20 protein-coding genes are annotated in these 17691 nt (G+C 68.2%); 4 read left to right on the top strand and 16 right to left on the bottom strand.

Annotated features, from left to right (window positions below; genetic code table 11):
* Positions 1 to 17 precede the first annotated feature (17 nt).
* Positions 18 to 986, top strand: a complete 969-nt coding sequence (locus ACFQ9K_RS24135) for a heme A synthase (protein WP_378721355.1) — start codon at positions 18 to 20, stop codon at positions 984 to 986.
* A gap of 52 nt (positions 987 to 1038) precedes the next feature.
* Positions 1039 to 1998, top strand: coding sequence for a prolyl aminopeptidase (pip, locus tag ACFQ9K_RS24130; protein ID WP_378721354.1), 960 nt, complete (start codon positions 1039 to 1041; stop codon positions 1996 to 1998).
* Here pip and ACFQ9K_RS24125 read toward each other — a convergent pair.
* Genes ACFQ9K_RS24125 through ACFQ9K_RS24075 form a run of 11 tightly spaced genes read right to left on the bottom strand, consistent with a single transcriptional unit; the run spans position 1995 to position 11757 of the window.
* Positions 1995 to 2594, bottom strand: coding sequence for a TetR/AcrR family transcriptional regulator (locus ACFQ9K_RS24125; protein ID WP_378721353.1), 600 nt, complete (start codon positions 2592 to 2594; stop codon positions 1995 to 1997). The two genes, pip and ACFQ9K_RS24125, sit on opposite strands and share 4 nt — an antisense overlap.
* Positions 2591 to 3265, bottom strand: a complete 675-nt coding sequence (locus tag ACFQ9K_RS24120) for a TetR/AcrR family transcriptional regulator (protein WP_378721352.1) — start codon at positions 3263 to 3265, stop codon at positions 2591 to 2593. The genes ACFQ9K_RS24125 and ACFQ9K_RS24120 overlap by 4 nt, the downstream gene beginning before the upstream one ends.
* A gap of 44 nt (positions 3266 to 3309) precedes the next feature.
* A complete protein-coding gene (locus tag ACFQ9K_RS24115) occupies positions 3310 to 3954 on the bottom strand; it encodes a hypothetical protein (RefSeq protein WP_378721351.1) in 645 nt (214 codons plus the stop codon).
* A 15-nt stretch (positions 3955 to 3969) separates the two neighbouring features.
* Positions 3970 to 4914 carry an MlaD family protein gene (locus ACFQ9K_RS24110; RefSeq protein ID WP_378721349.1) on the bottom strand — a complete coding sequence of 315 codons (945 nt, stop codon included), beginning with the start codon at positions 4912 to 4914 and terminating at the stop codon, positions 3970 to 3972.
* Positions 4911 to 5930, bottom strand: coding sequence for an MlaD family protein (locus ACFQ9K_RS24105; RefSeq protein ID WP_378721348.1), 1020 nt, complete (start codon positions 5928 to 5930; stop codon positions 4911 to 4913). The genes ACFQ9K_RS24110 and ACFQ9K_RS24105 overlap by 4 nt, the downstream gene beginning before the upstream one ends.
* Positions 5927 to 6976 carry an MCE family protein gene (locus tag ACFQ9K_RS24100; protein ID WP_378721374.1) on the bottom strand — a complete coding sequence of 350 codons (1050 nt, stop codon included), beginning with the start codon at positions 6974 to 6976 and terminating at the stop codon, positions 5927 to 5929. The genes ACFQ9K_RS24105 and ACFQ9K_RS24100 overlap by 4 nt, the downstream gene beginning before the upstream one ends.
* Entirely contained in the window at positions 6976 to 8022 is a 1047-nt protein-coding gene (locus tag ACFQ9K_RS24095) for an MlaD family protein (protein ID WP_378721347.1), read from the bottom strand. The genes ACFQ9K_RS24100 and ACFQ9K_RS24095 overlap by 1 nt, the downstream gene beginning before the upstream one ends.
* Positions 8019 to 9026 (bottom strand): MlaD family protein, encoded by a 1008-nt coding sequence (locus ACFQ9K_RS24090; protein WP_378721345.1) that lies wholly within the window; start codon positions 9024 to 9026, stop codon positions 8019 to 8021. The genes ACFQ9K_RS24095 and ACFQ9K_RS24090 overlap by 4 nt, the downstream gene beginning before the upstream one ends.
* Positions 9023 to 10051 (bottom strand): MlaD family protein, encoded by a 1029-nt coding sequence (locus ACFQ9K_RS24085; protein WP_378721344.1) that lies wholly within the window; start codon positions 10049 to 10051, stop codon positions 9023 to 9025. Before ACFQ9K_RS24085 ends, ACFQ9K_RS24090 begins: the two co-directional genes overlap by 4 nt.
* A 3-nt stretch (positions 10052 to 10054) precedes the next feature.
* Entirely contained in the window at positions 10055 to 10924 is an 870-nt protein-coding gene (locus ACFQ9K_RS24080) for an MlaE family ABC transporter permease (protein WP_378721343.1), read from the bottom strand.
* Complete coding sequence (locus ACFQ9K_RS24075) at positions 10924 to 11757, bottom strand: MlaE family ABC transporter permease (RefSeq protein ID WP_378721342.1); 834 nt, start codon at positions 11755 to 11757, stop codon at positions 10924 to 10926. The genes ACFQ9K_RS24080 and ACFQ9K_RS24075 overlap by 1 nt, the downstream gene beginning before the upstream one ends.
* Positions 11758 to 11953: 196 nt before the next feature.
* On the opposite strand from ACFQ9K_RS24075, the gene ACFQ9K_RS24070 reads away from it, so the two are divergent.
* Positions 11954 to 12865 (top strand): 2-hydroxyacid dehydrogenase, encoded by a 912-nt coding sequence (locus tag ACFQ9K_RS24070; RefSeq protein WP_378721341.1) that lies wholly within the window; start codon positions 11954 to 11956, stop codon positions 12863 to 12865.
* 62 nt (positions 12866 to 12927) lie between these two features.
* Here ACFQ9K_RS24070 and ACFQ9K_RS24065 read toward each other — a convergent pair whose 3' ends face one another.
* The 4 genes from ACFQ9K_RS24065 to ACFQ9K_RS24050 all read right to left on the bottom strand — a co-directional run bounded on the left by ACFQ9K_RS24065 (position 12928) and on the right by ACFQ9K_RS24050 (position 15881).
* Positions 12928 to 14385 carry a flotillin family protein gene (locus tag ACFQ9K_RS24065; RefSeq protein WP_378721340.1) on the bottom strand — a complete coding sequence of 486 codons (1458 nt, stop codon included), beginning with the start codon at positions 14383 to 14385 and terminating at the stop codon, positions 12928 to 12930.
* A 9-nt stretch (positions 14386 to 14394) separates the two neighbouring features.
* Positions 14395 to 14610 carry a hypothetical protein gene (locus ACFQ9K_RS24060; RefSeq protein ID WP_378983628.1) on the bottom strand — a complete coding sequence of 72 codons (216 nt, stop codon included), beginning with the start codon at positions 14608 to 14610 and terminating at the stop codon, positions 14395 to 14397.
* Between the two features lie 140 nt (positions 14611 to 14750).
* On the bottom strand, positions 14751 to 15527 hold the full coding sequence (locus ACFQ9K_RS24055; RefSeq protein ID WP_378721339.1) for a transporter substrate-binding domain-containing protein: 777 nt from the start codon (positions 15525 to 15527) through the stop codon (positions 14751 to 14753).
* Positions 15528 to 15530: 3 nt separating this feature from the next.
* Positions 15531 to 15881: a hypothetical protein gene (locus ACFQ9K_RS24050; RefSeq protein ID WP_378721338.1), complete on the bottom strand. Its 351-nt coding sequence runs from the start codon at positions 15879 to 15881 to the stop codon at positions 15531 to 15533.
* Positions 15882 to 15942: 61 nt separating this feature from the next.
* On the opposite strand from ACFQ9K_RS24050, the gene ACFQ9K_RS24045 reads away from it, so the two are divergent.
* Entirely contained in the window at positions 15943 to 16908 is a 966-nt protein-coding gene (locus ACFQ9K_RS24045; RefSeq protein WP_378721337.1) for a quinone oxidoreductase family protein, read from the top strand.
* 105 nt (positions 16909 to 17013) lie between these two features.
* Here the strand turns inward: ACFQ9K_RS24045 and ACFQ9K_RS24040 are convergent, their stop codons facing one another.
* The gene (locus ACFQ9K_RS24040; RefSeq protein ID WP_378721373.1) at positions 17014 to 17610 is read right to left on the bottom strand and encodes a TetR/AcrR family transcriptional regulator; all 597 of its coding nucleotides are present in this window, start codon (positions 17608 to 17610) and stop codon (positions 17014 to 17016) included.
* Positions 17611 to 17691: the final 81 nt, after the last annotated feature.

The raw sequence follows: 17691 nt of genomic DNA, 5'->3' as shown, positions 1-17691 counted from the left end.
TGCTCTACCATCGTGACGTGCTGTATCGCGCCTTCCTGCGACTCGTCGACAAGCTGCCGCTGCCCTCGCTGCGAGTGCAGCGGCTGATCGCGATCGCGGTCATCCTCACGCAGGCGGGCATCGCGGTCACCGGGGCCGTCGTCCGGGTCACCGCCTCCGGCCTCGGCTGCCCGACCTGGCCGCGGTGCTTCCCCGGCAGCTTCACCCCGATCGGCGTCTCCGAGGTGCCGGTGCTGCATCAGGCCGTCGAGTTCGGCAACCGGCTGCTGACCTTCGTCGTCTCGCTGTTCGCCGCGTTGATCGTGCTCGCGGTGATCCGCGCCCGGCGCCGCCGCGAGGTGCTGATCTACGCCTGGCTGATGCCCGGCGGCACGCTCCTGCAAGCCGTCATCGGCGGCATCACCGTGCGCACCGGCCTGCTCTGGTGGACCGTCTCGGTGCATCTGCTCGCCTCGATGCTGATGGTCTGGTTGTCCGTGGTGCTCTACGCGAAGATCAGCGAACCCGACGACGGCGTCGACACCGTCCAGGCACCCGCGCCGCTGCGCTGGCTCACCGCGCTCAGCGGTGTCGCGCTGAGCGGCGTGCTGATCGCAGGCACCCTGGTCACCGCCGCCGGACCGCACGCGGGCGACAAGAGCATCGAGCGTCAGGTGGAGCGGCTGCAGATCGAGATCGTCACCCTCGTGCACCTGCATTCCCAGCTGCTCGTCGGCTATCTCGCGCTGCTGATCGGCCTCGGCTTCGGCCTGTTCGCGGTCGGCGTCACCCCGGCGATCCGCAAACGCCTGTTCGTGCTGCTCGCGCTCGCCTGCGCGCAGGCCCTGGTCGGTATCGTGCAGTACTTCACCGACGTCCCGGCCGCCCTCGTGGTCGTGCACGTCGGCGGGGCCGCCGCCTGCGTCGCCGCCACCGCCGCCCTGTGGGCATCGCTGCGCACCCACGAACCGCTTCCGGCGACCGCCACCGCGAAGCAGTCCGCCTGACCGACGCGATCGCCGCCGCGGCGGGATCTGTGCTCGCGCTAGCATCGTCCCAGTGACGCAACCATTTCCGGAGATCGAGCCGTACGCGCGTGGCCTGCTCGAGGTCGGCGACGGCAACCGGATCTACTGGGAGACCAGCGGCAATCCGGAGGGCAAGCCGGCTCTGGTGGTGCACGGCGGACCGGGCAGCGGCGGTAAGCGCGGCGCTCGGCGGAACTTCGATCCGGCCGTCTATCGCATCGTGCTGTTCGATCAGCGCGGCTGCGGCGAGAGCCTGCCGCACGCCTCGGATCCGGCAGTCGACATGGCGCACAACACTACCGAGCACCTGATCGAGGACATGGAACGCCTCCGCGGGCACCTCGGCATCGAGCGGTGGCTGCTGTACGGCGGTTCCTGGGGTTCGACCCTGATCCTCGCCTACGCCGAACGCTATCCCGCCCGGGTGTCGGAGATCGTGCTGGTCAGCGTCACGATGACCAGGCCGGAGGAGACCGACTGGCTCTACCGCGGGGTCGCGCGCTTCCTGCCGGGCCCGTGGGAGACATTCCGCGACGGACTCCCGGAATCCGAACGCGACGGGAATCTGGTTGCCGCGTACAGCCGTTTGATGAACCACCCCGATCCGGACGTGCGCGCGGCCGCGGCGCGCAACTGGTGCGCGTGGGAGGACGCCGTGATCGCGCACGAAACCCTCGGCCGCCCAGGGGCATACAGCGACAAACCCGATGACGCGCTGCTCGCCTTCGTCCGGATCTGCACGCACTACTTCGCCAATGACGCCTGGATTCCGGACGGCCGGCTCCTGCACGAGGCGCACAAGCTGGCCGGCATCCCCGGCGTGCTGATCCACGGGCGGCTCGATCTCGGCACCCCGCTCCGGAACGCTTGGCAGCTGGCCAGGGCCTGGCCGGACGCGCGACTGCACGTCATCGACGAATCCGGCCACACAGGTAGCCCGGCCATGCGCGCGACCATCCTCGACGCCATCGACCGCTTCGGCCGCCGCTAGGGTTCGAGCGCCGCCCTGGCGAACCCGACCAGGTCGGTGCGCACCCGCGCCTGATCCAGCCCGTCCGCGCCGGCCCGGATCGCGGACAGCAACGCGGACAACAGGATCGAGAGCAGGATCTCCCCGGTCAGCCGCGGGTCGAGCGCGGAATCCAGATATCCGAGCGCGATTCCGTTCTTGATCCACGCGGTGGCCTCGTCGCCGTACATGGTCAGGTTCCGCACCGAACGCTCGGCCACCCGGTCATCGATCGAGGTCGCCTCCAGCAGGATGAAGGTCACCAAACCCGGTTCTTCTCGGACCAATTCGTAGCATTGATCGATGACCAGGGCCGACAGCGCACAGAACTCGTCCAGCGTCTGCGGCCGCTGTCCGGCCACCACCCGGCCGAACACCCGGTCGCGAATCAACTCGAAGTAGTGATCGATGACCGCGTCGAGAATGTCGCGCTTGTTGGTGAAGTAGTTGTAGAAGGTGCCGTGGCCGACCCCGGCCCTGGCGACGATATCGGCGACGACGACCGCGCGGTACCCCTTGTCCACGAACAGCTCATAGGCGGCGAACACGAGCTCGGCGCGCCGTCGGGCGGCATTCATAGCCCGGGTCCGGCCGCGACGGAATCGCGTGGCCGCAACGCCTTTTCGAGCATGGTGAGCACCCCGGCGGTGACCCGCTCCCGCGCCTGCGGCGTGTTGTCCCCGCGCATCTCCTGCAACAACCCGGGCACCGCCAGGGTCATCGTGATGTGCGCGGTCACCTCGGGATCTATGTCCGCGCGAATCCACCCGGCCGAGACCCCGCGCCGAAGCTCCTGCGCCACAAAGGTACTGACGAGCATCTCCAGCCCCAGCAGCCGATCGCTGAGCTCCTTGTCGATCGCGCTCGCCTCGACGAGCACCAGCCGGATGAAGTCCGGGTCGTGCTCGAGCATGGCGTACAGCCGCGCGATGGCCGCCCGCACCCCGTCCAGCAGCTCCGCCGCCGACGTCGGACGGCTGAGCAGGGTCTGCGGCTCCAACGCGCCGATCAGCTTCTCGAACCCGAAATCGACGACATGGTCGAGGATTTCGCGCTTGCTCGCGAAGTAGCGGTACACCGTGCCCTGCCCGATACCGGCGTGCGCGGCCACATCGGAGATCGCGGTCGCCTCGTACCCCCGCGCGACGAACACGGCGTACGCCGACTCGATGATCTGCCGCCTGCGCCGTTCCGGCAGACCGGCCAGCGGTGGCCGACCACGACGGGCGGCACGGGGCTGCTCCGGCACAGCACTCCTTCGTCAGAACCAAGCACAAACAGCTCGTCAGCCTATCAACGGGCCGGTGCCTCGCCCTTCGGCCCGTAGTCGACGACCTGCCAGTCACCGTTGTTCTTCGCCACGGTGACCACCAGCAGATTCGGCACGGTGGCCGGCGTCGGCTGCTGGATGTTCTGCGTCTTCTGGGTCGCGAACACCGTCACCGAGAACTGATCGTTGCCTTGCGCGTCCACCGCGGTGCCGAGCACCTGCCCGGTCGCCACCACCTGCGCCTCGTTCATGATCTTGGCCAGCGTGTCGTGCACCTCGTCGTAGCGCTTGCGCAGCGCGTCGGAGGTGCCGCGCCGCACGCCGTCGAAGAACCCGGGCAGATTCTTGTAGTCGTAGGTGAGCGAGCGCAGCGTGTAGTCCTTCGCGATCTCGGCCGCCCGGTCCCGGTCGGTGTTCTGCTGGCGCAGCGCGCCGAGGTCGTCGGAGGTGGACTGCCAGGACAGGCCGAGCGCGATGCTCAGCACGGTGAGCAGGACGGTCAGTCCGCCGAGAACATAGCTGACGCTGTTGCGGCGCAGCGAACCATCGACCGGTGGATGAGTAGCGGCTTCGCGCGGCGATGCGGCGCCGGTATCGGGTGTCGAGTCGGCGAGCGGTGTTGAATCCGTGCCGGTTTCGGCCGCGTCGGCGGGCTCGTTCGTGGTCATGCGGTCCTCAACTCTCTATTTCGGAACGTCGAGCGTGATGCGGGCGGTGCCGTCCGCCGGGAAGGCGGCCGACAGCAGATCGATGATCGAACCGGCGTCCACCCGAACGGGTTTCAGCACGCTGGTGGACGGCTTCACCGCGGTGGCGATGTGCGCGAGATCGGGGCCGAGCACCGCGAGGTACTGATCGATCTTCTGCACCAGCGGTCCGAGCGGCTCGTCCCAGACGTGCTCGCCCGCATAGGAATAGCCCTGGAAGCCCTTGATCAGGTGCACCACCTCGGGCAGCACCGAGGTGAAATCGTCGGCCCAGCCGCCGATCACCGGCCCGTACCCGTCGAAATTCTCGGCGAGGTTCTGTCCGTTCACATACAGCCGGGTGATCTCGTCGCGCTTGTCGTGCAGCATCCGCGCCGTCATGGTCAACGCCAGGGTGAGGTTGGCGATCTCCTTCTCCCGGCCCGCGTAACCCTGGGACAGGATGGCGGCCAGCCGTTCGATCTTCGCCGGATCGATCTGCGCGTTCAGTACATCGAGCTTGGCCAGCGCCTCGCTGACCGTCGTCGCGATGCGCACCTGGTGCGCGGGGATCACGCTGCCGTCGCCGAGATACGGGCCGGCCAGTCCGGTCGGGCGGAAGTCCATGAACTGCTCGCCCGCCGCGGACAGGTTGCTCACATGCACCTCGCTGCCGATCGGCACCCGGTACTTCGCGTCCAGCTCGATCCGCACCGCCAGACCGGTGCCGGTGGCGGTGATCGCCCGCACCTCGCCGATCCGCATGCCGCGCAGGTCGACCTGGGAGGTCTGCATCAGCCCGCCGGACGAATCCATCAGCACCGTCACGGTATTCGTCGTACGCCGCGGATCGATGTCGAGCACGCCGACGGCCATGTACGCCGCGCACACCACCGTCATGACCAGCAGCAGGGCCAGCGAGACCGGGCCGGAGAGCTTCATCGGACCATTCCCATCGAGCGCAGGACGTGGATCATCTGGTCCGCGCGGGCGGAGGCGTCGGCGGCGATCGCGTCCGCGCCGACCCGCTGCACCCGAATGTTCGGCGACGCGCTGAAGAACGGGATCAGCTTGTCGCGCAACAACCGGTTCATCGTGTCGACATTCATCGGGACCGTGGTGTCCGCGCTCCCGATGGTCCGCGCCGCGGGCGCGAGGACGCTGATCACGTCGTGCAGGTCGCCGCGCAGCGGCAGCGCGAGATCGCCTACGTACCTGGCCAATTCGCCGCCGTCGATGATCAGTTGGACCAGGCCGAACAGCACGTCGGACAGGCCGGCGGCCCGGCTCGGCCCGAGGGTGAGCGTGCGGTCGACGTTGTTCTTGTTCGCCTCCAGGGTGGTCGTCACACTGGCCGCGGCGGCCAGGATCCGGTCGATGTCCGCGCCGTGCGTGGCCAGATCGTGCAGCGCGTTCTTGCCGCCGGCCAGGATCTGCGCCAGGTCCGCCGGATCGGCCGGGAACGAGGCGTTGACGCTCGACACCAGCTCCTGCATTTCACCGAAACGCCCGCCGGTCACGATGTTCGACAGCGCCCGCAGGATGTCCTCCACGTTGGCGGCGGGGACGGTACGCGAGCGCGGGATGACGTCGCCGTTCACCAGGAACGGCGGGCCCGCGTTCGGCGGCGCCTGCAACGCGATGTGGATGTCGCCGAGAATGGTGCTCTGCCGCAGTTCCGCGGTGGCCGACTTCGGCAGTCGCACATCGGATTTGAGGTCGACGGTGGCGACGGCGGTGTCGCCGGTCAGTTCGATCCGGTCGAGCATGCCGACCTCGACGCCTTCGGAGATCACCTTGGCCCGGTCGGGCAGGTTGAGCACCGAGCCGAATTCGATCCGGATGGTGAAGGTGTCCCCCGCCAGATACGTTCCGGGAATAGGCACGTCGGTCGCGCGCAGCCCACAGCCGGTCAACAGCAGCAGCGACGCGGCGAGCGCGGGTATCAGTCGCTTCACCGCGCCCCCAAGGAGCCGAGGATCACCCGGGCCAGACCCGGCTGACTGCCGTCCGCCGATTCATAGTGCGGCGGCCGGTAATTCACCCGCAGCGCGCCGGTCGCCGGATCGAACACCTGGGTCAGTTGATTCGCCAGCGGCGGCAACTGCACGAGCAGGTCGACGATGCTGCCCGCCAGCACCGCGTACCGGTGCGCCTCCGGCACGATCCGGTCCAGGAACTCGTAGGACTGCTGGTCGTACTTGCCGACATTGCGGGCGATCACCGGCAGGAATTGCAGCGCGAGATCGACCGCCCTGGACAGTTCCGCGGAGAAGCCGTCGACCAGCTGCACGCCGTTCTGCAGATTGTCCAGCAGCGCCTGCATATCCGGCCAGTTGGTGATGAACATGGTGGTGAGCTGATCGAGGTTGTCCACCAGCCTGCGGATCACCACATCCCGGTCCGCCGGATCGCCGATGACCTGAGACAGGCGTTGCAGCAGGGCGTTCCACTGCGGCCCGGTGCCGTCGAGGGAACGGACCGCGCCGGTGATCGTCTGGTCGAGCAGGGTGTCCGAAGGTGCGCCCGGCGTCGGCGACTGCTGCCCGCCGAGCAGGTCGCCGGAGAGCTTGCCGAGCGCGTCCAGCGCCTCGCTGATGCCGACCGGCGTCTTGGTCCGCGCCAGCGGGATACAGTGCGCGGTATCGAACTTCGGCCCGCCGGTGTAGGTCTTGGTCAGCTCGACGTGCCGGTCGGTGACGATCGAGCTGGACATGGTCACGGCCTTGATGTCGGCGGGCAGGTCGCGCGTGCCGTCGATGCTCATCGTCACCTTCATGCGATCGCCGAGCGCCTCGATGCCGGCGACGGTGCCGACCTCCACGCCGAGCATGGTGACGGTGTTGCCTTCGTAAAGCCCGACGGTGTCGGTGAATTCGGCGCACATGCGCTGCTTCGCCGGCCGCGCCCGGTCCAGCCAGGTCGCGCCGCTCACCCCGGCCACCACCGCGACCGTGACCACCACGGCGGCGAGCACCGAACCCGTTCTGCCCCAGGTCCGCATCAGCACGTCCTCCCCTCGTACGGAATGCACAGTGCCGGGCCACGAATCACGCTGGCGGACTGGTCGATGGTCACCCCGTCCGCGCCGAGCATGGCCGAGATCTTCCCGATGAAGTCCTTGATCCCCGCGATCACCGAGTCGAGCCGGCCCGGATCCTGCACGAGCTTGTTGAACAGTGCCTCGAACTCCGCGACGGACGGCTCGATCGACTCGCCGTAGGCCAGCACCGGCCGATGCAGAACGGCGAAGAACCGCTTCAGCAGCTCGAAGACCTGGACGACCTCGCCCCTGCGCTGCCCGAGCACCACCGCGACGACACCGAGTTCCCGGACGAAGTCGGCGAGCACGGCCCGGTCGGTGGCGATCGCGCCGACGTACTCGTCGGACACCCGCACCGCCGAGTCCAGCTGCTGCGACCGGTCGGCCAGCACGCCGGTCAGGTCGGTGAAGTTGCCGATGATCGAGCGCACCGCGTCCGGCTGGCCGGCCAGCGCGGCGTTCACCTCGGCGATGGTGCCGCGCAGCGTGGTGCCGTCGACCTGGTTCAGCACCGGGGTGGCGACGTCGATGATGTCGGTCAGCTCGAACGGGGTGCGGGTCCGTTCCGGCGGAATGTGCTTGCCGCCCAGCGCTGACTCCCCCTGCGGAGCCAGCGACAGGTAGTGCCCGCCGATCGGGGTCAGCATCTTCACCGCCACTGACGAGGCGTCGCCGACCTGCACCTCGCGGTCCACGCCGAAGCGCACCTCGACGTGGTCGCCGACCAGTTCCACCGAACGGACCTGTCCCACTTTGATTCCCGCGATCCGCACCTCGTCACCGGTGCGGGTGCCGCCGGAACTGCGGAAGTCGGCCGTGTACGACTGCTCGCCGAACGGCACCACGTAGAGCACCGCGGCGGCCACCAGCGCGAGCACGCTCACCAGCACTCCCGCGATGCCCCAGCGCAATTGGGACCAGGATTCCGACTTCTCGCTGCGCAACTGCTTCAGCTCGCCGAACAGCCGCGACGGAAGCCCGGCCAGTTGCCTTGCCGCACCGGTCATTTGCACACCACCAGCTTCTGATTGCCGAGCACGACATCGCCGATGCCGGGCAGCCCGAGTTGCCCGCCGGCACAGGAGTACGTCTTCGCCTCGCCGCCGGCGGGGATGTTCTGGTTGAGCCCGGTGAGCAGGGACGGCACCAGCGAAAGGATCTCGACCAGCTGATCGGTCTGCGGCAGCAGCCTGCGCAGCAATCCGTCCAGCGGGAGATAGCTCTGGTCGTAGGCGCCTTGCAGCTCCTCGAGCAGCGGGATGAGCGGCACCAGCGTGCGATTGGCCTGTTCGATGGCGGTGATGATGGTCGCGGTCCGGCTGCCGAACGCGCTCAGCACGCCGTTCAGCTGTTTGACCAGATCGCCCACCGCGGCGGACTTTCCGCCGATCGACCGGGAGATCTCGCCCAGGTTGTGGATCAGCAGCACGACCACCGCCTCGCTGCTCTTGGCGTGCTCGGTGAGCCGATCCAGATCGGCCAGCGCGGGCCCGATGCCGCTGCCGTCGCCCTGCAGCACCCGCAGGATGTTGGTGCCGAACTGGTTGAGCTGCGCGGTATCCAGCGTCTCGAACAGCGGCTTGAAGCCGTTGAACAACTTGGACACATCGAAGCTCGGGATGGTGCGCTCCACCGGAATGGTGGCGCCCGCGCCGAGCCGCACTCCGCCGGTTTTCGGCGTCATCAACTCGATGTAGCGCTGCCCGATCAGATCCTGGTACCGCACGGCGGCCTCGGTGTTGTCGAACACCGGGCGCTGCCGGTCCACGGTGAACCGCACCCGTGCCCGCGGACCGTCCAGCGCGACATGGTCGACCTTCCCGACCGCGACACCGGACATCCGCACCACGTCTCCGGTGTAGAGCCCCGAGATATCGGTGAAGACCGCGTCATAGGAGACCTTGTCCTCCGGCACCGGCGTATTCAGCGCGGCCACAATGAAAGCCGAGCACACCGCGACGAGCGCGACGAAGACGCCGAGCTTGACCGCCGCCCCGGTCACGCCGTTCATCGTGGCGCCCCGATGATCGAATCGGCCAGATAGGGCATGTTTTTCACGATCACCTCCAGCTGCAGCTGCACCCGGCCGTCGACCACCGGGAACGCGCTGTCGATCCGGGCGAGCAAGGCGGGCAGCCGGTTGTACGCGGGCGCGACGGTGCCGATGGACGCGCTGATCGGCACCACCAGATCCAGTACGCCGCCGAGAATGACCGCCAGGTCGGGATTGTCCCGGCGCAACAGATCGGTGACCGGCAGCAGCAGCGCGGTATCCAACGTGGACAGCGAATGCTTTGTCCGCTCCCGGTTCTCGGCCGAGCCGAAGTACTCGCTGTTGTCGAGCACGCCGAGGATCACGTCGACCACCGGCGGTGTCGTCTGCGCGACGCCGGTGCTGACGTCCGCGCCGATGTCCAGGTAGTGCGCCAGCGGCGCGCGCTGATTCATGGCCAGCACCCTCGCGGTGGCGAAGAACGACTGCACCGCGGGACCGAGCGAGGCGGTGTTGTCCAGCAGCAGATCGAACAGCGCCCGCACGGTGTCGGAATCGAGCACCTGGGTCAGCCGCGCCGCCCGGCGGAACACGCTCGACACGGTCGCGTTGCTCGCGTTGGCGCCGATGAACAGCGTGGTGTTCTCCGGCAGTCGTCCGCCGTGTCCGGTGTTCACCAATTCGATGGCGCTGGAACCGAAGATGTTCGACGAGGTGAACCGCGCCGACACGTCGTCGGTCAGCGCCGCGGCCTGGGCACGGTCCAACGCCAGCTCGATGCGCTGGTGCCCGTAGTCGACGGTCTGCACCGTGCGCACGGTGCCGATGCCGAAGCCGCGGAACTTCACCTCCGCGCCCGGCGCGAGCCCCTCGCCGAGGGTGGCCGCGTCGATGGTCAGGATGAACTGGCCGGCGAACTTGCCCTGCGCGTACTGCGTGGTGAACACGGCCACCACCAGGATGACGGCCGCGACGACCAGCCCACGCAACCGCAACATCCACCGCCCGGCGGCGCGCCCCGAATGATCAACGAATATCGGCACGCGTCACCCCGAAATCTTGATTCCGACATCGACACCCCAGAAGACGATCGTCATGATCATGTCCGCGATCACCACCAGCACCAGGCTGGCCCGAATGGCCCGGCCCGACGCGCGGCCGACCCCCTCGGGGCCGCCGGTCGCGTAAAACCCTTGGTAGCCATGGATCAGGATGATCATCACCACGAACACGCTCGCCTTGATCAGCGACGCGATCACGTCGCCGGGTTGCAGGAAGGCGTCGAAGTAGTGGTAGTAGGTGCCCGAGGACTGGCCGTGCAGCACATTGACGACCACCGCGCAGGACAGATAGCTGAGGATCAGCGTCAGCAGATAGAGCGGGACGATGGTGATCAGGCCGGCGATCACCCTGGTGGTCACCACGAACGGAATCGGCCGGATACCAATGGCTTCCAGCGCGTCGATCTCCTCGGAGATGCGCATCGCGCCGATCTCCGCGGTCATCCGGCACCCGGCCTGCGCCGCGAAACCGATCGCGGCCACCATCGGCGCCATCTCCCTGGTGTTCGCGTAGGCGGAGACGAATCCGGTGAGCGGTCCCATGCCGACCATGTTCAGCGCGGTGAAACCCTCCACGCCGATCGAGCCGCCCACCGCGACGCCGAGGAAGACCAGCACCGCGACCGTGCCGCCGCCGACGATGATATTGCCGCTGCCCCAGGTGATGTCGGTGAGGATCAGCATGGTCTGACGGCGGTAGGCGCGCAGCGTGTGCGGCACCGCGGCGAGCACCTGGATCACGAAAGTCAGTTGGTGGCCGAGTGATTCGAACAGGGTCAGCGGGCCGCGGGCGCCCCGCTCGACGATGCGGCCCGCGCGGCCGAACGGCCGGTACTGGGCGGGAACCTCCGTCATCAGCCCACCTTCTGCGGCAGGAACATCGAAACCAGCTGGGTGATCACGAGATTCACGCCGAACGCGGCGATCACCCCGATCACCACGGCCGCGTTCACCGCGTTCGCGACGCCCTTCGGCCCGTGCGTCGCCTCCAGCCCGCGCTGGCAGGCCACGATCAGCACGATCACGCCGAACACGACCGACTTGGCGATCGCCACCGCGAGGTCGGCCATGGTCGCGAAGGCCGCGAACGACGACAGGTAGCTGCCCGGCGTCACGCCCTGGAAGCCGACCGCCACCACGTAACCGGTGAACACGCCCATGAAGATGACCAGCAGGCACAGCAGCGGCGTCAGCACGATCATCGCCGCCAGCCGCGGCGCGACCAGCCGTCGCACCGGGTCGATTCCCATGGTGCGCAACGCGTCTACCTCCTCGCGGATGGTGCGCGCGCCGAGGTCCGAGGCGATCGCCGAGCCCGCCGCGCCGCCGAGCAGCAGCGCGGTCACCATCGGCGCGCCCTGCCGGATCACGCCGAGCCCGCCCGCCGCGCCGGCCACCGAGGTGGCCCCGACCTGCTGGGTCAGGCTGCCGACCTGCACCGAGACGATCACGCCGAACGGAATGGCTACCAGCACAGCGGGGATCGCGGTGACGCTGACGATGAACCAGCCCTGCTGAAGCGTGTCCCGCCACGGATGGCGCAGGGCGAGGATGTCGCCGACCAGGAAACTGAACGCGGCGGCGGCCAGTTGTAGCGTCCGGCCGAAGGTCCGCAAACTCTTCAGCACCAGATCGAATCCCCACCGCACCAGTGGCTCGGACACCCGAGCGACCCTGTCTACGACCACCGCGACCTCGATTCCACCGGCTCCCCCCGGCGAGGCACAATTTAACCGACTGATATGTCACTCTGCGGTCGTTTTGACGCAATCCGCCCACCGACTGAGACAGTTGCGGACAAATGCGTTTCCCAGGGCCGACCGGCCGGAAAATGTCCGGACACCAGCCTGCGCGTCCGGTACCCCGGCCGCTAACCTGGCCTGCATGGCGGTCATTGTTCTGGTGCCGGACGACTACGGCATGACGGCGCTGTCCGGAATCGACGGCGTGCAACTATTGCGTTACCACGCAGGGGAAGCACTGCCGGACGGTGCCGAGCAGGCGGAGGTGCTGGTCCCCAGGTTCTTGTCCAAGGCCGACTCGGTCGACCTATCCCGGCTGACCAAGTTGCGCCTGGTGCAGACGATGACCGCGGGCGCCGAGGGCTGGATCAGTCAGTTGCCCGGCGACGTGCGTCTGTCCACCGGACGCGGCGCGCACGGCGGTAGCTCGGCCGAGTGGGTGATGGCCGCGTTGCTGCACATTTACCGCGACCTCGGCGCCTTCACCGACGCCAAGCGGGCACAGCACTGGGACTTCCATCAGACCGAGACGCTGGTCGGCAAGCGGATCCTGATCGTCGGGGCCGGCGATCTGGCCGCCGAACTGGTCCGGCGGCTCACCGGATTCGACACCGAGGTCACCCTGGTCGGCAGCCGGGCACGCGACGGGGTGCACGGCGTCGACGAACTGCCCGGCCTCATCCCCGGGCACGATGCTGTCGTGCTGACTGTCCCGGTCACCTCGCGCACCACCGGCCTGGTCGACGCCGCGTTCCTCGCCGCGATGGACGACCACGCCATTCTGGTCAATATCGCCCGCGGTCCGATCGTCGACACCGACGCCTTGGTGGCCGAACTGCTGTCGGGCCGGCTGCGGGCCGCGCTGGACGTCACCGACCCCGAGCCGCTCCCGCCGGGTCATCCGCTGTGGACCGCCCCGAACCTGGTGCTCACCCCGCACGTCGGGGGCAACAGCACCGGCAGTTTCGAACGCGGCTATGCCGTGGTCCGCGCGGAGATCATCCGCTTCCTCGCCGGCGAGGAGCCGAAAAACCTGGTGCGGGGCGAGTATTGAGCGCCGCACACCAGGCTTCGGGTCACGCTACGCGGCGCGACCGGCGCCGCGATGGCGCAGATTCACTTCGACAGCTCCGCCCCGGCGTGACCGTTCTCCGCCGGATTGACGCCGGAAGTCATTGCCGGAAGCAATGATTCGCGCGCCATCGAGGTGAGCGCGCCGGCCTGCTGAATGATCTCGGCCAGCGCCGAGGTCACCCCCTGGGCGCCGTTGAGCACGGTGAACTTGTCGATGTGCTCGAACGGTGCCGCGGCCGCGGCGACGATCTGCGGCAGCTTCTCGGCGATCTGCTGCGCGATCACCGCCTCCTGGTTCTGGCTCATCGCCTCCGAGCGCAGCTGGATGCCCGCCGCCTCCGCCGCCATGTGCGCACGGACCGCGTCGGCCTCGGCCAAGCCGCGCGCCTTGATCGCGTCCGCCTCGGCCTGGCCGGCCAGGCGGGTGGCGTCGGCCTGCGCCGCCGCGCGCAGCTTGATCGCCTCCGCCTCCGCCAGCGCCTGCATCTTCGTCTGTGCCGCAGCGGCTTCCGCGCGCAGCCTGGTCTCCTGGGCGTCGGCCTCGGCCTGACTGATGCGGGCGTCGCGGCTGGCGGTCGCGAGGGTGGTCTGCCGGTAGGCCTCCGCGTCCGCGGGCTTGCGCACGTCCACCTGCAACTGCTGTTCCATCTGCTGCGCCTCGAGCTGGGAGACCTTCGTCGCCACCTCGACCACGGCCTGGCGCGCGGTGGCCTCCGCGAGCGGACCCTGTTGCGCGGCTTCCTGACTGGCGCTGTCGATCTCGGCCTGGTATTCCGCCTTCTTGATCTGAGTGTCGCGCATCGCGAGCGCGATCTGCCGCTGCGCCGCCTGCTCCTGCTCGATGGCCTCCCGGTCGGCGTTCGCCCGCGCGATCCGCGCCTGCTGCTCCACCGCTGCCTGATGCGGAATGGCAAGGTTGGCAATGTAATTGGAGCCGCTGGCGATCGACTGGATCTGGAAGCTGTCGATTACCAGGCCGAAGGACTCCATCTCCTGCGAGCAGCGATCGCGCACCTGCTCGGAGAACTTGTCCTGATCGCTGATCATGTCCTCGACGGTCATCGAACCCGCGATCGCCCGCAGATGCCCGACGAACACGTTCTGCACCTTGGTTTCCAGCTCCTCGGCGGGCCGATCCAGGAAGCGGCGCGCGGCGTTGGCGATCGAGCGGTAGTCGTCGCCGATCTTGTAGACCACCACGCCGCCCAGTTGCAGGTTGATCTTCTGCTGGCTCACGCACGGCACCAGGATCTGACTCTCGTGCGCCTCCAGCGAGATGAAGCGCACCTTCGTCAGGCCGGGCATGACGAAGCAGCCGCGGCCGGTGACGATGCGAAAGCCCATGCTCTCGCCGACGCCCGACGGTCCCTCGCCGGCTCGGAAGCCCGAAATGATCAGTGCCTCATCGGGTTCGGCGACCCGCCAGGACAGGCGGAACAGCGCGGCCAACAGGATGAGAGCGACGACGATCCCGATGACGACCAAGAGTTGGACGTCCATGATGCACCTTCATTTCAAGGGAGTGACTTCGACCGTGCGACCACCCAGGCTCCCGATCACGAGCACCTGGGTGTGCTTCGGAATGGTTGTCTCCCCGTCGGCGGCCCGCGCCAGGAATCGTTCGGTCCCCGCCCGCACCTCGATCACCACCTCGCCGAGATGGTCCGGCCGAATCGCCGCGGTTACGCGCGCGACCTTACCGATCACGTCCGTCGCCACCGACACCTCCGACCCCTACGGTTCGACCCTTCACGGTGACCCCGCCGAATCCCCTGCCGCAAGCATCTTTACGAAAACCATACGGGCATTCGCAGGCGCGCGAGTCCCCGGCTGGGTGGGGCCCCTCGTTCGTCGGACCAGACGGCTCAGCCGGCCGGGACGGTCGCGTTCGGCCCGATCCACTGGTCGAACAGCCGGTCCACACCGCCGGTGGCGAGTTGCGTTGCCAGCCACGCGTTCAGCGCGGTGGACAGCACCGGATCGTCCTTGCGCACCAGCAGCACCTTGCCGAACGAGTCGAACGGCTTGTCCGGGTGCAGCACCTGAAGACCGGGATGCCGGCGAACACGGTAGCGGCCCTCGACGCCGTCGGTGACGAAGACGTCGGCGCGGCCCTGTTCCACCTCGTCGAAGATGGTGAGATTCTCCGGCCAGAGGGTGAGCTGGGCGTCCGGGAAGTTCTTGCGGGCGAACTCCTCGTTGGTGCCACCGCGATTCGCGATCACCCGCACCTCGGGGCGGTTGATCTGCTCGATGGTCGAGTAGTCGGTGTCGTTGCCGCGCCGGGTGATCGGCGTCTTGCCGTCGGTGCCGTAGGTGATCGAGAAGTCGGCGAAGGCGCGGCGAGCGGGCGAGTCGGAAATGCCGCCGACGGCGATATCGCACTGCCGCTCAGCGAAATCCGTCTTCAAGCCGGCCCAGGTGATCGGGACGAATTCGACCGGCCGCCGCAGGACGTCGGCGAACCCGCGGGCCAGATCGATGTCCACGCCGCGATATCCGCCCGCGGCGACCGAATACGGCGGATAGTCCCCCGGCGTGCACACGCGCAGGGCATTCGGCTCGGCGCCGGCCGGAATCGCCGGTGCGGCAACGACCGTCCCGGCCAGCAGCAGCGCGCCGAGCAGTCGCGTTCCACGCATGGCTCAGCTCTCGTTGCGCGCCTTGGGGAACCGCTTCTGGTGGGCTACCCAGCCCGCCATCTTGGCCCAGTGCGACTTGCGCGGGGTGACGATCGAGGTCAGCTCGCGGTCCCACTCGTCGGCCTCGGTCAGGCCGTCGACGGTGGCGACGAGCTCCTTCGCGGTCGCCAGGTCGGCGACCATCCGGTCGCCGAGGATGCCGTCGGCGCCGACCAGCGTCACCCGGACCCCGGCCCGGCCGACCGGCTGCAACACGGCGGTGGCCGAACCGTCGTGATCGGCGACGAAACCCTTGACGGACTCCACGAGGGCGCCCGACAACTTCACTGGCGCCGTGGCGGCTTGAGCACTCATGGCAGGAAGTTTACCGACCAGTAGGGAACCGTCCAGCATCTGTCGGTGTAGAACAGATCTCATGCGTGCGATCCAGGTGTCCGAACACGGTGGTCCCGAAGTGCTGAGCTATGTCGAGGTGCCCGATCCGCAGGTCGGCCCGGACCAGGTGCTCGTCGACGTGCAGGCGATCGGCATCAACTACATCGACACCTACATCCGGACCGGGCGCTACCCGCAGGCGGTGCCGTACATCCCCGGTTCCGAGGCGAGCGGGGTGATCGCCGAGATCGGCGCGAATGTCACCGAGTTCGCCGTCGGCGACCGGGTCGCGTGGGCCAGCGGGCCGGGCAGCTACGCCGAGCGGGTCGCGGTGGACGCGAGCGTCGCGATCAAGGTGCCCGACGCGGTCGAGCCGGCGGTCGCCGCGTCCGCACTGCTCCAGGGCATGACCGCGCACTACCTGATCGAATCGATCTACACCCCGCAGCCCGGCGAGTCCGTCCTGGTGCACGCGGGCGCGGGCGGCGTCGGCCTGATCCTGACCCAGCTCGCCGCGGCGCGCGGCGCCCGGGTGATCACCACGGTGTCCACGGACGCGAAGGAGCAGCTGTCCCGCGAGGCGGGCGCCGCCGAGGTGCTGCGCTACGACGACGATCTCGCGGATCAGGTCCGGGCGCTCACCGACGGGGTCGGCGTCGCCGCGGTCTACGACGGCGTCGGCGCGGCCACCTTCGAAGCCAGCCTCGCCTCCTTGCGCGTGCGCGGCATGTTCGCCCTGTTCGGCGCAGCCAGCGGCCCGGTCCCCCCGTTCGACCTGCAACGCCTCAACGGCGCGGGCTCCCTCTTCATCACCCGCCCCAGCCTCGCCTTCTACACCCGCGACCGGGACGAATTGGCCTGGCGCGCAACCGATATCTTCAACGCCATCGCGAACGGCACGCTGCGCATCCTGGTCGGCGCGACCTACCCCCTCGGCGAGGCCGAACAGGCTCACCGCGACCTCGAAGCCCGCAAAACCACCGGTTCGATCGTCCTGATCCCCTGACTCGACGCAACCAGCCGAGCTCTGCGGCGACAGCCGCACTGACACGCGTGCGGATGTCAAAAGGCGTGCGGTGGGAGCGATACCGCAGCTAAGTGTCCGGCCGCGTCAGTAGTCGAGGCCGGTCAGTCCGCGGTAGATGAAGCGGGTCAAGGCTTCTACGGCTTGCTTGTCGGTCAGCTCGACGGTGCCCTCCTCGACGGCCTGCACCATGCTGGTGGTGAGCAGGAACATCATCGCCAGGCTCGCGTCGGGGGTGGTCGGCAAGGTGAGTCCACGCGGACCGAACTGGTCGAGGTGATCGGCGATGTCGCGCCGCTGCTGGATCGCGAACTGGCCTGCCTGCCTGGCGAATTCCTCGTTGACCAGGGCCGCCTGCTGGATCGATCGATACACCGCCCAGTGCTGGCGGGCCGCGAGCCAGTAGCCCTCGACGTGGAAGCGGATCGCCGCCGGATCGGTGAAGTCCGGGTTGTGGTCCGGACCCTCCGCGGTCACGTCGCCCGCCGCCGCGACGTCGTTCAGCAAAGCCTGGAGTAGTTCTTCCTTGCCGGCGAAATGGTTGTAGAACGACCCGGCCGCGCGGTTGGCCGCGGTCGTGATGTCGGCGATCTTGGTGTTCAGGTAGCCCCGCTCCGCGAACAGCCGCAGGGCCGCCGTCTTCAGCGCGAGTTCGGTCTCGGCCGACTTCTCCTTGCGACTCATCGACACCTGCACCCACCTCCTTGACAGGGAAGGTACCAACTCCAATACTGAATCAGAATTCACTGAATTTAAGTTCATATA

Source organism: Nocardia sp. NPDC056564 (assembly GCF_042793755.1).
Lineage (GTDB): Bacteria > Actinomycetota > Actinomycetes > Mycobacteriales > Mycobacteriaceae > Nocardia.
Note: the sequence above shows the minus strand (reverse complement) of the source record. Positions and strands in the feature narration are given on the sequence as shown.

Excerpts from the sequence above, each read along its gene's own strand:
- ACFQ9K_RS24125 (WP_378721353.1), bottom strand. The coding sequence starts at position 2,594 with ATGAATGCCGCCCGACGGCGCGCCGAGCTCGTGTTCGCCGCCTATGAG.
- ACFQ9K_RS24115 (WP_378721351.1), bottom strand. The coding sequence starts at position 3,954 with ATGACCACGAACGAGCCCGCCGACGCGGCCGAAACCGGCACGGATTCA.
- ACFQ9K_RS24110 (WP_378721349.1), bottom strand. The coding sequence starts at position 4,914 with ATGAAGCTCTCCGGCCCGGTCTCGCTGGCCCTGCTGCTGGTCATGACG.
- ACFQ9K_RS24100 (WP_378721374.1), bottom strand. The coding sequence starts at position 6,976 with ATGCGGACCTGGGGCAGAACGGGTTCGGTGCTCGCCGCCGTGGTGGTC.
- ACFQ9K_RS24095 (WP_378721347.1), bottom strand. The coding sequence starts at position 8,022 with ATGACCGGTGCGGCAAGGCAACTGGCCGGGCTTCCGTCGCGGCTGTTC.
- ACFQ9K_RS24090 (WP_378721345.1), bottom strand. The coding sequence starts at position 9,026 with ATGAACGGCGTGACCGGGGCGGCGGTCAAGCTCGGCGTCTTCGTCGCG.
- ACFQ9K_RS24080 (WP_378721343.1), bottom strand. The coding sequence starts at position 10,924 with ATGACGGAGGTTCCCGCCCAGTACCGGCCGTTCGGCCGCGCGGGCCGC.
- ACFQ9K_RS24070 (WP_378721341.1), top strand. The coding sequence starts at position 11,954 with ATGGCGGTCATTGTTCTGGTGCCGGACGACTACGGCATGACGGCGCTG.
- ACFQ9K_RS24065 (WP_378721340.1), bottom strand. The coding sequence starts at position 14,385 with ATGGACGTCCAACTCTTGGTCGTCATCGGGATCGTCGTCGCTCTCATC.
- ACFQ9K_RS24055 (WP_378721339.1), bottom strand. The coding sequence starts at position 15,527 with ATGCGTGGAACGCGACTGCTCGGCGCGCTGCTGCTGGCCGGGACGGTC.
- ACFQ9K_RS24050 (WP_378721338.1), bottom strand. The coding sequence starts at position 15,881 with ATGAGTGCTCAAGCCGCCACGGCGCCAGTGAAGTTGTCGGGCGCCCTC.
- ACFQ9K_RS24045 (WP_378721337.1), top strand. The coding sequence starts at position 15,943 with ATGCGTGCGATCCAGGTGTCCGAACACGGTGGTCCCGAAGTGCTGAGC.
- ACFQ9K_RS24040 (WP_378721373.1), bottom strand. The coding sequence starts at position 17,610 with ATGAGTCGCAAGGAGAAGTCGGCCGAGACCGAACTCGCGCTGAAGACG.